At 64.4% G+C, this 13,206-nt stretch carries 11 protein-coding genes; 4 read left to right on the top strand and 7 right to left on the bottom strand.

Annotated features, from left to right (window positions below):
• The first annotated feature begins 8 nt into the window (after window positions 1-8).
• Window positions 9-1,295 carry a TonB family protein gene (locus NKI18_RS05785; RefSeq protein ID WP_352618402.1) on the top strand — a complete coding sequence of 429 codons (1,287 nt, stop codon included), beginning with the start codon at window positions 9-11 and terminating at the stop codon, window positions 1,293-1,295.
• Window positions 1,296-1,363: 68 nt separating this feature from the next.
• On the opposite strand, the gene putA is transcribed toward NKI18_RS05785, so the two are convergent.
• The gene (putA, locus tag NKI18_RS05780) at window positions 1,364-4,975 is read right to left on the bottom strand and encodes a bifunctional proline dehydrogenase/L-glutamate gamma-semialdehyde dehydrogenase PutA (protein WP_353019088.1); all 3,612 of its coding nucleotides are present in this window, start codon (window positions 4,973-4,975) and stop codon (window positions 1,364-1,366) included.
• Between the two features lie 162 nt (window positions 4,976-5,137).
• Between putA and NKI18_RS05775 the strand changes: the two genes are divergently transcribed.
• On the top strand, window positions 5,138-5,590 hold the full coding sequence (locus NKI18_RS05775; protein ID WP_023676441.1) for an Lrp/AsnC family transcriptional regulator: 453 nt from the start codon (window positions 5,138-5,140) through the stop codon (window positions 5,588-5,590).
• 201 nt (window positions 5,591-5,791) lie between these two features.
• Here the strand turns inward: NKI18_RS05775 and NKI18_RS05770 are convergent, their stop codons facing one another.
• Together NKI18_RS05770 and NKI18_RS05765 are read right to left on the bottom strand one after the other, a co-directional pair.
• The gene (locus NKI18_RS05770; RefSeq protein ID WP_352618408.1) at window positions 5,792-6,991 is read right to left on the bottom strand and encodes a cytochrome-c peroxidase; all 1,200 of its coding nucleotides are present in this window, start codon (window positions 6,989-6,991) and stop codon (window positions 5,792-5,794) included.
• 7 nt (window positions 6,992-6,998) lie between these two features.
• Window positions 6,999-7,445, bottom strand: a complete 447-nt coding sequence (locus NKI18_RS05765) for a FixH family protein (protein WP_352618512.1) — start codon at window positions 7,443-7,445, stop codon at window positions 6,999-7,001.
• Window positions 7,446-7,602: 157 nt separating this feature from the next.
• Between NKI18_RS05765 and NKI18_RS05760 the strand changes: the two genes are divergently transcribed.
• A complete protein-coding gene (locus tag NKI18_RS05760; protein WP_353019085.1) occupies window positions 7,603-8,532 on the top strand; it encodes a sugar kinase in 930 nt (309 codons plus the stop codon).
• Here the strand turns inward: NKI18_RS05760 and NKI18_RS05755 are convergent.
• From NKI18_RS05755 to NKI18_RS05745, 3 genes are all read right to left on the bottom strand, one after another.
• Entirely contained in the window at window positions 8,525-9,469 is a 945-nt protein-coding gene (locus NKI18_RS05755) for an NADP-dependent oxidoreductase (protein WP_353019082.1), read from the bottom strand. The two genes, NKI18_RS05760 and NKI18_RS05755, sit on opposite strands and share 8 nt — an antisense overlap.
• A gap of 63 nt (window positions 9,470-9,532) precedes the next feature.
• Window positions 9,533-10,480, bottom strand: coding sequence for an alpha/beta fold hydrolase (locus tag NKI18_RS05750; RefSeq protein WP_352618416.1), 948 nt, complete (start codon window positions 10,478-10,480; stop codon window positions 9,533-9,535).
• An 86-nt stretch (window positions 10,481-10,566) separates the two neighbouring features.
• Complete coding sequence (locus NKI18_RS05745) at window positions 10,567-11,382, bottom strand: oxidoreductase (protein ID WP_352618419.1); 816 nt, start codon at window positions 11,380-11,382, stop codon at window positions 10,567-10,569.
• A 107-nt stretch (window positions 11,383-11,489) separates the two neighbouring features.
• Here NKI18_RS05745 and NKI18_RS05740 point away from each other — a divergent pair, with 107 nt between their 5' ends.
• Window positions 11,490-12,074, top strand: coding sequence for a TetR/AcrR family transcriptional regulator (locus tag NKI18_RS05740; protein WP_352618421.1), 585 nt, complete (start codon window positions 11,490-11,492; stop codon window positions 12,072-12,074).
• Between the two features lie 12 nt (window positions 12,075-12,086).
• On the opposite strand, the gene NKI18_RS05735 is transcribed toward NKI18_RS05740, so the two are convergent.
• A complete protein-coding gene (locus NKI18_RS05735; protein WP_352618424.1) occupies window positions 12,087-13,136 on the bottom strand; it encodes a LacI family DNA-binding transcriptional regulator in 1,050 nt (349 codons plus the stop codon).
• Between the last annotated feature and the right edge of the window lie 70 nt (window positions 13,137-13,206).

Raw genomic sequence — 13,206 nt, 5'->3', positions numbered from 1 at the left:
CGTGGCCATTGGCCGGTTTCCTGCCGCCGGAACCGGACGATCCGGATTTCGCCATCCCGCGCGGGGCGCTGCTTGTTTCGCCGCGCGACAGGCCGGAAGACACTTACATCGCCGATGCCGACGGCGAATTGCCGACGGTGCCTGCGGAGCCATTGCGGCAGACGCGACAGATGCAGCGGCGCCGCAACTGGACGGTGGCGATCGCCTGCTCTTGCGCATTCCACGTAGCCGTGGCGCTGGCCTTTCTCACGCTGCCGGACGACCGGCCAAGGATCGAAGGTGCCGACCAGCAGGGCGACATGCTGCTCGGCGCCGACCCGCAGCAGGCGGCCGGCGATGTCGCAGACGACCCGGACGTGGCCAACGTAACGATGGTGACCATGCTCGACTCCAAGCCCGTCGAAACGGTCGAGGCGCAGGCGACCGCGGCAGAGGAGACGCTCCAGCCGGTCACCGATGCGGCGGAAGCATCGGACAAAGAAGTGGTCGAGCCGGTCAGCGAGGCGGCCACGGAAACCGCTGCCGTTGCCGACCGGACCGCGCCTGCGCCTGTTCAACCTGTCCAGCCGGCGCGCCAGGCCCCGTCGCCCGACATTCTTGCGACAGACAGGCTGGTGCCCGCCGACGACAATGCGGTGCCGCCGCCAGTCAGTGCGGTCGAAACGGCCGAGCCTGCCGAGACGAGTTCGCCGGCACCAACCGACCCGGCGCCGGCCGAAACGGTTCAGACAGCCGAGACAGTCGGCGCGGCGGAAGAACCGAAGCCGGACAGGCCGGAGCCCAGGCAGCCGAAGAAGGCAACCGCAAAGAACAAGCCGGCCAGGAAGGCCGAACCAAACGAGCCTGAAAAGCCGGCCCTGCGCAAGAAGGCGGGCAAGGCTGCGGCCAAAGCCGACACCAAGAAGAAAAAAGCCGGCTCCGGCGGCCGTGACGAAATGGATGTCGCGCGCGGCATGGCCGACGGCAAGAAGGACGGCAAGATCCTGACCGCCAGCAGGGGCGGCAAATCAGGCATCGGCAATGCAGCCGTCACGAACTATCCCGGCAAGATCAGGTCAAAACTGGTGCGGGCCTTCAATTCGACACGCACGCGCGCCACCGGCACAGCAACCGTTGCCTTTACCGTCGGCTCGAACGGCAGCGTCCGGTCGGCCAGGCTGACGGGCAGTTCGGGTGTTGCCGCGCTGGACAAAGCCGCACTCGACGCAGTCCGCCGGGCTTCTCCGTTTCCTCCCATTCCGGAAGAAGCCGGTCGCTCGGCCTGGCAGTTCGAAGTGCCGCTCGGTATCAGGTAACGATCGTCCTCATGCGGATACCAAAGTCGGCGCCGCCCCTGCCCGCGATACGCGAACCCTGGCGAAACCTACGCAGCGGCCAGCAGGCTGGCATTGCCGCCCGCCGCCGTGGTGTCGACGCAGACGGCGCGCTCGTGCGCATAGGCGGCCGGATAATAGACTTCGCTGACCAGCGGCACGATCGGGCCGGCGCGCTCGGCGATGACCTTGCGCACGATGCGCGCGGCCTCGGGCGTACCGGAAAAGGCGACGACATCGACCCGCAGCGAGCGCGCTTCGACCGGGTCCGGCCGGCCGTCGATCGCCGCCAGCGGCAGGCCCTTGCCGGTCAGTGACGAAAGTGCTGCCGGCGCGCCGGGTGCGACGGCGAGCACGGCATTGCCGGCGGCCAGCGCCTGGATCGTCTGCGCAAGCAGCGTATCCGCGTCGGGACCCAGACACAGCACGCGCCCGCGCGGCGACAGCGACAGCGTGTTGGCCTCGCCGGTCGGCCCGAGCAGGTCGACTTGGCCGAAATCGATGCCGGCGGCAGTGCCGATAGCCGCGGCACCCTTGCCGCGCAGATGTTTCCTCAGGATGGCGACGCGATCCGGCCGCGTCGACCAGCCGCCAAAGGCCGGGTCCGGCAGATTGTCGGCGAGCTCGGTCGCAGTCACCTTGCGGCCTTCGGCAAGATGGGTGCCGGCTTCCGGCCCCTTGCGGAAGCGCCGGAGATAATGTGGCCCGCCGGCCTTCGGCCCGGTGCCGGAAAGGCCCTCGCCGCCGAACGGCTGCGCGCCGACGACGGCGCCGATCTGGTTGCGGTTGACGTAGATGTTGCCGGCGTGGATGCCGTCGACGAAATGCTGGGCGCGGCCTTCGATGCGGGTGTGCAGGCCAAAGGTCAGGCCATAGCCTTTGCGGTTGATCGCAGCGATCACCCCATCGATCTCGTCGGCATCGAAGGTGGCGACATGCAGCACCGGCCCGAACACCTCGCGCTCCAACTCCTCGATGCCCTTGACCCGAAAGACGTGCGGGGCGACGAAGCGGCCCTCCTTCGGCGCTTCGAGCTTGGCGATCAGCCGGCCCTGCAGGCCCATTTTGGTGCAATAGTCGCGGATCGACGCTTGCGCCTCGTCATCGATGACCGGGCCGACATCGGTCGATATCCGCCACGGGTCGCCGAGGCTGAGCGCTTCCATCGCGCCTTTCAGCATCTCCAGCATCTTCTTCTCGACGTCCTTCTGCACGTAGAGAATGCGCAAAGCCGAGCAGCGCTGGCCGGCGCTCTGGAAGGCGGAGGCGAGGATGTCGCGCACCGCCTGTTCGGGAAGTGCGGTGGAATCGACGATCATGGCGTTGAGGCCGCCGGTCTCGGCGATCAGCATGGCGTCGGGCGCGGCGGTCTCGGCCAGCTGCTTTTCGATCAGCTTGGCGACCTCGGTCGAGCCGGTGAAGCAGACGCCGGCAATGCGCGGGTCAGCGGTCAGCGGGCCGCCGACCGAGGGGCCGTCGCCGGGCAGAAGCTGGATGACGTCTTCCGGCACGCCGGCCTCGCGCAGCAGCTGGACGGCGCGGAAAGCGATCAGCGGCGTCTGTTCGGCCGGCTTGGCGATCACCGAATTACCGGTGACGAGTGCCGCCGCGATCTGCCCGGTGAAGATGGCGAGCGGAAAATTCCACGGCGAGATGCAGGCGATGGCGCCGCGCGCCTCGGTGCCCGCCTCGGCATTGGCGGCCTCGGCCGCATAGTAGCGCAGGAAATCGACCGCCTCGCGCACCTCGGCAACGCCGTCGGCCAGCGATTTGCCAGCCTCGCGGGCGGCGAGTGCAAAGAACTCGACGGCGTTCGCTTCGTAGAGATCAGCCGCGCGGTTGAGGATGGCGGCGCGCTCGGCGACCGGGCGTCTTGCCCATGCCGGTTGTGCCTCGACGGCAATGCGCACGGCGGTCTCGACCTGCTTGGTGCCGGCCTCGCTGACCGTGCCGACCACTTCCGAAGGTTTTGCCGGATTGACCACCGGACGCTGCTTGCCGTAGCCGGCGGCGCGGCTGACCGGCTTGGCGTGCCAGCGCTCCGGCCCGGCGAACTCGGCCCTCGCCTTGTCGATCGCAGCCAGCGTCAGCGTGTCGGTGATATCGAAGCCCTTGGAATTGCGCCGGCCGGGGCCAAAGATCGCCGACGGCGGCACGATCGCCGGATTGGCGGCGGGGCCTTGTTTCTCCATCGTGTCGATCGGGTCGCGGGCGATGTCCTCGGGCTCGACCTCTTCATCGGTAAGCTGGTGGACAAAGGAGGAATTGGCGCCGTTCTCCAGCAGCCGGCGGACCAGATAGGCAAGCAGGTCGGAATGCGCGCCGACCGGCGCATAGATGCGGCAGCGCGTGCCTTCGGCCCGCCGCACCGTCTCATGCAGCGCCTCGCCCATGCCGTGCAGCCGCTGGAACTCGAATGTATCGCGGTCCGTCGTCATCGACAGGATGGCGGCGACGGTGTGGGCGTTGTGGGTGGCGAATTGCGGGTAGATGCGGTCGGTCATCGACAAAAGCTTCTTCGCGCAGGCCAGGTAGGAGACGTCGGTGTTGGCTTTGCGGGTAAAAACCGGATAGCCGTCGAGCCCGAGCGTCTGAGCCCGCTTGATCTCGGTGTCCCAATAGGCGCCCTTGACCAGCCGCACCATGATGGTGCGGTCGTATTTCTTCGCCAGCGCATAGAGCCAGTCGATGGTGAAGGCCGCGCGCGGACCGTAGGCCTGGACGACGACGCCAAAGCCGTTCCAGCCGGCAAGCTCCGGCTCGGCCAGTACCCGTTCGATGACGTCGAGCGACAGGTCGAGCCGGTCGGCTTCCTCGGCGTCGATGTTGAGGCCCATGCGCGAATGGCGCGCCGCCAGCGCCAGCGACAGCAGCCGCTCGGCCATGACGGGCAGCATCTTTTCCTTCTGCGTCACTTCATAGCGCGGATGCAGCGCCGACAGTTTTACCGAAATGCCGTGGTTCTGGCGGATGTCGGGGCCGTTGGCGCCGGCATCGAGCGAAGAGATGGCATCGGCATATGCCTTGAGGTAGCGCAGCGCGTCGGCCTCGGTGCGGGCCGCCTCGCCCAGCATGTCGAAAGAATAGAGATAGCCCTTCTGCGTCATCGGCCGGCCGCGCCTGACCGCCTCGGCAATGGTGCGGCCGAGCACGAACTGCTCGCCCATCTCGCGCATGGCGGCGGCGACCGCCTTGCGGATGACCGGCTCGCCCAGCCGGCGCACCATCGCGCGCAGCGTGCCTTCGATGCCGCCCTCGCCTTCGTCGAGCACGCGGCCGGTCAGCATCAGCGCCCAGGTCGACGCATTGATGAAGATCGAGCTCGAGCCGCCCGAATGTGCCGACCAGTCGTGCGGCGCGATCTTGTCGGCGATGAGGTCGTCCATCGTCTCGGTATCGGGCACGCGCAGCAGCGCCTCGGCCAGGCACATCAGCGCCACGCCCTCCTTGGTCGAGAGGCCATAGGCGGACAGGAAGACCTCCATCAGCCGCGGATCGGACGAGCCGCGCACCGCCCGCACCAGATCGGCGGCACGGGCCGAAATCGCGTTGCGGTCTTGCGCGGACAGCCCGGCCGCCTCGGCCAGCCACTTCACGGCCTGGTCTTCGTCGGGCAAATAATTGGCGCGGATCTGCTGGCGGATGGTGTCGAGCGCTGGCATGGCGGTCCTGTAGAGCGAGCATAAGGGAGCAGGCCGGCGGTCACCGGACCGAACGGCGCAAGCTAACATAAGTAGGGATTGAAGTCGGTCCAAAGAAGTCGACAGAACAGATCGATCGATCTATCATTACGACTGATCACCTCCAATTCGACCAGGAATCCAGTGACAGAAGACCAATTGGACCGGATCGACAGGAACATCCTGTCGGCTCTGGGCAGCAATGGCCGGCTTTCCATGTCGGAACTGGCGGCGAAAGTCGGCCTGTCGAAGACGCCGGTGCAGGCGCGGGTGAAACGGCTGGAGAAGGACGGCTTCATCAGGGGCTACCAGGCGATCATCGACCGTGAGCGCATGGGCGAAGGCCATGTCGCCTTCGTCCAGGTGAAACTGTCCGACACCCGCTCTGCCGCGCTCGACGCCTTCAACCGCGCCGTGCAGGCGGTGCCGGAGATCGAGCAGTGCCACATGATGGCATCGAGCTTCGACTATCTCTTGAAGGTCCGCACCACCGACATCGCCGCCTACCGCCGCGTGCTCGGCGAGCGCATCTCCGCTTTGCCGCACGTAGCCCAGACCTCGACGTTTGTCGCGATGGAGACGGTGAAGGACCGGTAGGAAACGCCGGCGGGACAGCGCCCCCCTCTGTCCTGCCGGACATCTCCCCCTCCAGGGGGGAGATCGGTTGTCACTGCCGCTTTCGCCAATCTCTAAACGTCGCAGGAGTGAACGGCGCGCCGAAGCTGCCAATCTCCCCACTAGAGGGGGAGATGTCCGGCAGGACAGAGAGGGGCGCGAAGGATCGCTACCCCGCCGCCTTCACTCCGCCAGCGTCTTCAGGAACGCCACCAGCGCCGCGCGCTCGCGGTCCGAAAGCTGCAGCGGGTGGACCTCCGACACACCCTCGACACTTGCCGGCGCCTTCGAATAATGCGCCACCACCTCGTCCAGCGAGGAAAACTGCCCGGCATGCATGTAGGGCGGACGGGTGGCAGCACCGCGCAGCGACGGCGTCTTGTAGGCGCGGACGAGTTCCGGCCCGGTCTTGACCATGAAGCGCAACTCGCGGCAGGCGCTGGCATCGCCGTCGCGAAAGGCGCCGAAACAGTTGAACGGATCGGCCTCGACCTGCGCCACCGCCTCGACGCGGCCGCGATCCGGCGGCAGGCCCGCGACCGGCGGCACGCCGGTATTGTGGAAGCTGCCGTCGGTAAAACGCGGGCCATTGTGGCAGGTCACGCAATTGGCCTTGCCGATGAACAGCTTCAGGCCGAGGATTTCCTCCGGCGAAAAGGCGGCGTCGCCTTTCGGCTCGGCGCCCGCAGCCAGGTCGAGGGCAAAGCGGTCGAAGCGTGTCTGCGGCGGCGCGATCGAGCGCTCGAAGGCGGCGATCGCCTTGCCGATATTGGCAAAGACGCGGTTGACCTCCTCGGCTTGGCTGGCGGGCATGGCGTTCCAGGCCGCCTTCTCGGCATCGGTGCCGAACGGGCCGGCATTGGCCGGCACGCCCGAAAGGTCAGGCAGCGGCCCGAAGATGCGCTCGTAGCGCTCGCCGAAGCGGGCCTTGATGTAATGCGCGAAGGCGGCGCGGTTGCCGGCCTGCTCCAGCGGATTTTCGAGCGGTGTCAGCGCCTGCGCCCACAGGCTGTCACGCCGCCCGTCCCAGAAGAACCAGGGATCATGCGCGACCCCGGCCAACGGCATGGTACGACGGTTGGTGCGGCCGAGGCCGACCGCTTGCGGCAGGTCGTCCTGGAACTGCCGGTCGATCTTGTGGCAGGTCGAGCACGATACCGTGCCGCCGCCGCTCATCCCGGTGTCGAAAAACAGCGTCGAGCCGAGTGCCGCGGCGGCCGGCACATCGGCGAAGCGATTGGTGGTATCGGGCTTCAGCGGCGGCAGCTTGGACAGGGCCAGCGAGGCAATGGTCTGCTTTTCGGCATCGGAAAACTCTGGTCTGCCGCAGCCGGCAAGTACGGCCACCATCAGCAACGCGAGAAGACTGGAAAACCGGCTCATCAGTGGCTCACAGCACCACGTTGAAGACGACAGTGTCCGAACCGGCCGCAGCGGAAATGGCAAAATGCAATTGCCACCAACCGCTCATCGTGAATTTCACGCCGTCGATGCGATAGCGCCCCGCGCCGAGGTAATCGGTCGCCTGCGGGCTGGTCGGCAGACCGTGCTTGTGCTGCGGCATGCCGCCGGAAATCGTTATCGCAGCACCTTCCACCGGCGCACCTTCGACGGTTTTCAGCGTCAGCAGCCAGGATTCCAGTTCGCCCTGCCGGATGACGCCTTTCTCGGGCTCGAAAGTCGCCACGAACAGCTTGTTCGCCGTCGTCTTGGAACGGCCGACATCCGAGTTTGGTTGCGGCGCACGCGGCGCGGTCAGATAGACGATTGCCAGCACGCCGGCGAGCAAGGCAGCCAGGCCGAGGCCTCCAAGAAGATAACGCCATAACGATGCCAAACCCATCCCTGTTCTGCGGATAACGTTTCGCTGGGCAGATCGCGTCCCACGCCCCTGTGGGAAATCGCGCCCAGTGCAAGAATCCGCCGTCGCCAAGCATGGCGCTGCCGGCTGCAAAAAGCTACAGCACCGCAATTGCAGGATGGAGGAGTGCTTCATGGCAGGAAACGGCATCGCCTCGATCGGCGAGTGCATGCTCGAGCTTTCGGGCCAGGCCGGGCCGAACTGGCGCATGGGCTTTGCCGGCGACACGTTCAATACCTTATGGGCGCTGCATGCCTTGAGCGGCGAGCGGCCGGCAACCTATGTGTCGGCCTTCGGCGACGACCCGTTCTCACGCGACCAGATCAAGTTCCTGGCCGAGAACGGCATCGGCATCGGCGCCAGCCCGGTGATAGCCGGCGCCCGCCCCGGCCTCTATGCGATCACGCTGACCGGCGCCGAACGTTCTTTCACCTATTGGCGGGCCGATGCGGCCGCAAGGCAGTTGGCTTCGGACCCAGCCGCTTTGCAGAAAAGCCTTGAAAACCAGGCGCTTGTCTATTTTTCCGGTATAACTTTGGCAATCCTCGACGACGACGCACGCACGGTGCTGCTGACGGCCGTGGCCAAGGCGCGCGCGGCCGGCTCGCTGATTGCCTTCGACCCCAATTACCGGCCGCGGCTATGGCGCCAAAGCAAGGAAGCGCAGGCCGCGATCCTCGAGGCGCTCGCCGTCGCCGACATCGCGCTCCCGACCTTTCCCGACGAGCAGATGCTGTTTGGTGATACGACACCGCAGAAAACAGCCGAACGGCTGCGAAAGCTGGTCGACGAAGTCGTCGTCAAGAACGGCGAGGAACCGGCGCTGATCGCGCAAAACGGAACCTTGCAATCGGTGCCGGCGGTACACGTCGCTACCCCGGTCGACACCACCGGCGCCGGCGACTCCTTCCACGGCGCCTATCTCGCCGCTCGCCTTGCCAGCCATGCCCCGGCAGAGGCGGTGCTGCGCGCCCATCGCGTCGCCGCCGCCGTCGTGCAGGTGCGCGGCGCCCTGGCGCCGTTCGAGACGCTCAAGGCTGCGTTCGAGGCAACTGCTATCTGAGCTTGATGACGACCTTGCCCTTGGCGCGTCCTGTTTCGACATAGGCCAGAGCGTCATTGGTCGCTTCGAATGGAAAGACCCGATCCACAACCGGGCGGATCGCGCCAGCTTCGATGAGAGCGGTGATTTTGCTCAGCTGATCGCCCTGCGCCCACATGAACAGGAACGAAAACTGCACGCCACGGCGCTTGGCTTTGGCCCGAATTCCGCGACTCAGGAAGCGCAGCACCAGCCTCAGCATCAAGTTCAGTCCCTTGTCCCTGGCAAATTCGGGATCCGGTGGACCGGAGATGGAGATGAGCTTGCCACCCGGTTTCAGCACGCTCAGGGATTCTTCCAGTGTCTTGGCGTCCTGGCTGTTCAAGACGACATCGTAGCCCGACAGAACTTTCTCGAAGTCGTCTTTCCTGTAGTCGACGATGACATCGGCGCCGAGACTTTTGACCAGATCGGCACTCGCCGCGCTCGCGGTTGTCGCAACGGTCGCGCCGAGGTGCTTGGCTAACTGAATAGCAAATGTCCCGACGCCGCCGGAACCAGCCTGAATGAAGACCTTCTGTCCCTTCTTCAGGTTTGCCCGTTCGATGAGCGCCTGCCAGGCGGTGAGACCGACCAGGGGAATCGACGCCGCCTCTTCCATACTGAGATTCTCGGGCTTCAAGGCTACGTCGGCCTCATTCACGGCAATGAATTCGGCGAATGTCCCAATCCGGCCATCGCGCGGCCGCGCATAGACCTCGTCGCCGGCCTTGAACTTGCTGACTTTCGATCCCACGCGGATAACCTTCCCAGCCACGTCGTGGCCCAGGATGAAGGGCCGGCGGTAGGGCAGGATGAGCTTGAATTCTCCGGTTTTGACCTTGGAATCGAGCAGGTTCACCCCTGCGGCATGGACCTCGACCAAGACATCGCTGTCCTGGAGCTCCGGCTCCGGCATTTCGGCCAGCCGCAGGGTGCCCTTTTTATTATACTTATCGACAACGAAATGCCTTCATGGCAGTTACTTTCTAAGAATGTCTGTTGCTGTTCGGGACGAAACAAGCCGAACGTTTTCAGCTGCATGGCCGCCCTGCGGCAAGGCCTCAGCCTCGAGGAAGGACAGGGCTTTCAGGACAAAATCGGCGTAGTTCTGAAATACCCCGCCATGCCCGGCATCCGGATAGATGACCAGATGCGCCCCAGGGATACGCCCGGCGAGATCGTAGGTATTGCTGCTCGGCACCATCCTGTCCTGGTCGCCATTCGCAACCAAAGTGGGAATGCGGATGGTGCTCAGGTCTTGTGGCGCCTGGAGTCCGTAGGCCTTGATCGCCTTGAGTTGCGCGCCGAACGCGCTCAGCGATACCGCTTTGTCCCGGTTATTCCGGCGCTCTTTCAACCGTTGCAGAAATGCGTTTGCGGCGCGGCGCCCATTCGGCGTTCTTGTGAAGAAGAGATAGTACTTCGGATCCCGAAAAGTCAGCGCGCCCTTGATCATGTCCACGATCGTCAGCGGCGTCACCTTGTCGATGCCTTGCCCACCGGCCGGCCCCGTGCCAGCCAGGATGAGTTTGCGCACAAGCTTGGGCTCGGTCAGCACAATCTCTTGCGCCACGAAGCCGCCGAGTGAAAAGCCGAAGAGATCGACTTCTTCGAACCCCAGCGCCCGGACAAAGGCGATTGCATCCCGCGCCATGCCGGAAATGGTCGACGGAGTTTTGCCACCCGAAGCACCGATGCCGCGATTGTCGAAGGCAATTACCCGCCGGGTCGCAGCGAGGCCATCGACGATGCGCGGATCAAAATTGTCCAGCTGAGCAGCCAGATGGTTGAGCAGGATCACCGGCACGCCCGCCCTGGGCCCGAGTTCCCTGTAAGCAAAGGCTGTGCCGCCGATATCGATCGAGAGCGTTGGCGCGTCCTGGAACAATGCCGGTGAACCGGGTAGATGATTGAATCTATGTATCATGCTTGGCGCCTCCGTTTCGTAGGGCCTGGCCAAACGTGTCGTAGTTGCTAGTCGCATGTGCGTGAAATCCTCTGGCTCGCTGTTGTTCAGACCGGCAACCGGAACTGCTTGCGCAGGCTCTTGTCAAAAATCCCCGCGGGGGCAAAGCGGCGCAGCAGGCTGACCTGGCGCGCTGCCTTGCCAGCGGTATAGCGCCGCCGCGGACGGGCATCGGTCGCTGCCTTGACAACCACATCCGCCACCACTTCCGGCCGATCGGCCTTGGGCATCACATCGCCCAGCAGCGCCTTGACCCCGGCTCGAGCCCGATCGTATTCCTTCAACAGCGAATCCGGCTCGATGCCGTTCTGGTCGAAGACGGTGCGGACGAATGCCGGCTCGATGACGGAAACGCGGACGTTGAAGGCGCGCACCTCGTGGTCGAGCGATTCCGAATAGCCTTCGAGCGCGTGCTTGACCGCCGAGTAATGAGCTGAGTATGGCGCGGGTACCAGTCCCAGAATCGAGCCGATATTGATGATGCGCCCTTCGCCGCGCCGCCGCATCGACGGCAACACCGCATTGGTCATCCGCATGACACCGAACAGATTGACGTCGAACAGGGCTTGTACCTGTGCGACCGAGGATTCCTCGGCGCCTCCTAGCAGACCGACACCGGCATTGTTGACCAGGAGGTCGATCCGGCCGGTCTGCGCGAGCACGGTGGCAACGAGCGCATTGACGGCCGCATCATCGGTCACGTCGCATGCCAGCATCGTCACCCCTTCCGGGCCATTACTGGTCTTGCGGCGACTTGTCCCGAAGACAGTGAACCCCGCCCGCGCCAAGGCCTCGGCGCTGGCGCGGCCGATGCCCGAGGAGGCTCCGGTCACGATTGCGGTTTTTTCAGAATTCCCATTCATTTTTGATGTTCCAGGTTCGAGAGGTCTAGCTTATTTCCACGAATTGAATTACGGTCGTAATATCAGATTATGAGCATAATGCAATAGCAGGACAGGAAAGAAGGACCATGCGCTACGAAAAGGGCCGAAAAGACGCGTCACGCAGCCGGATCATGGAGGTCGCCGCCGAACGTTTTCGATCTGACGGCATCGCGGCGTCCGGGCTGGCAACCATCATGAGCGACGCCGGGCTGACGAACGGCGCCTTCTATCCGCACTTCCAGTCGAAGGCGGAGCTCGTCCGTGAAAGCGTCGCGGCGGCGCTCGACGCGCAGTCGCATCAAGTACAGGAAGCGTTGGACGCCGGCGGCCCGGAAATGGCCATAGAGGCATATCTGTCGGCCGAGCACCGGGACAATCCTGGAAAGGGTTGCGCTTCGGCCGCGTTGTTGCCGGAAATCGCGCGGCAGCCGCCTGAAACGCGAGCCCTCTATGCCGAGCGCGCTCAATCCCTGGTGCGCCAGATAGCTGAAGCTCTGCCGCAGACGAACGATCCCGAGGGCGCTGCATTGGGCATGTTTGCAACGCTCATCGGCGCGCTTCAACTCGCGCGCGCCGTGGAAGGAACGGAATTATCGGATCGTATCCTAGCGGCGGGAGCAGCTGCCGCAAAGGCGCTGATCCGGCCGGTTCAAGACGAGGTGGCCTCCTGAGGGCAGCCCGGACTATTCGGCCGGCTCGAATCTGCCTTGCACCAAGACTGTCTCCACCGGCCCAAGCGGATTGATGATCCGGCTCTCCAGGACTTCGATAAGTTTGCGTCCAACACCCGCCATATCCACGGAATGAACTCCGATCTTTGCCGGCAGGAAGCGTGCAAGCCGCGTGCTGTCACGGGTGACGATGTGGACGTCGCGGCCTGGTGTGAGACCCCGCTTGCCGAGAGCGTGCAACGCTCCCAGAAGGCCCAGTTCGTTGGCGCACGCCAAGCCCGTTGGCGGATCTGATGACGCCAGCAAGCGATCGAACCAGCCTGCGCTCGATTCCATGGTGAACATGCCATGACCGATCAACGATTGGTCGATCGGAGTACCAGCCTCGGCCATTGCCCTTCCATACCCGGAAAGACGCATGGCACTCGCCTGGTCCTCCGGAACGAGAAGTTGCAGCGCAATGCGTCGACAGCCCTTATCCATGAGCCGCCGGGTCGCCTCGTAGGCAATCTGTTCATTGTCGACATCGACATAAGGATACGCGATATCCAGGTCGGTTCTTCCAAACGCAACGAACGGCATGCGTTTATCCAGAAGCAGCTTGACGCGCGGATCAGCCGACACCAGGCGCGTGATGACCAGGCCGTCTGCGCTGTGCGCCTGAAGCTGCCGCTGCACACTCTCAACGGGATCGTCGTCGGGAGTGGTGGAATAGATGGACAGACTATAGCCGGCTTGCCGCGCCGCCAGCGTCATGCCTTCGATTAAAGGAAGCTTCAACAGATCGGACAGATGGTCTCGTGTTTCCATCGGGAGTACGGCCGTCAGCGTCTGCGTTCGACCGGTTTTGAGCGCGCGACCATGATGATTTGGTAAATAGCCGACCCGCTTGGCCGCCTCCTTGACGCGGGCTATGGTCGAGGGCTGCACCTCCGGCCCATCCTTCAGAGCGCGGGATACCGTGGTCACCGACAGGGAAAGTTCAGCGGCGATCTGCTTTAGATTGGCCATTGTTCGCCCGACTTCATTTGCGAAAGCGCCGGCTGATTTGCTGACCGCCATAACGTTACCGAATTCGACATCCCGGTCAATCGAAACTCCCGCAGGAAGCAGCTTGACTCCAGCGCATTGA

The sequence above is a fragment of the Mesorhizobium sp. M0800 genome (genome assembly GCF_040320095.1).
In the GTDB taxonomy this organism is placed as follows: domain Bacteria; phylum Pseudomonadota; class Alphaproteobacteria; order Rhizobiales; family Rhizobiaceae; genus Mesorhizobium.
The sequence above is the reverse complement of the archived record's forward strand: the minus strand, read 5'-3'. Positions and strand labels throughout refer to the sequence as shown.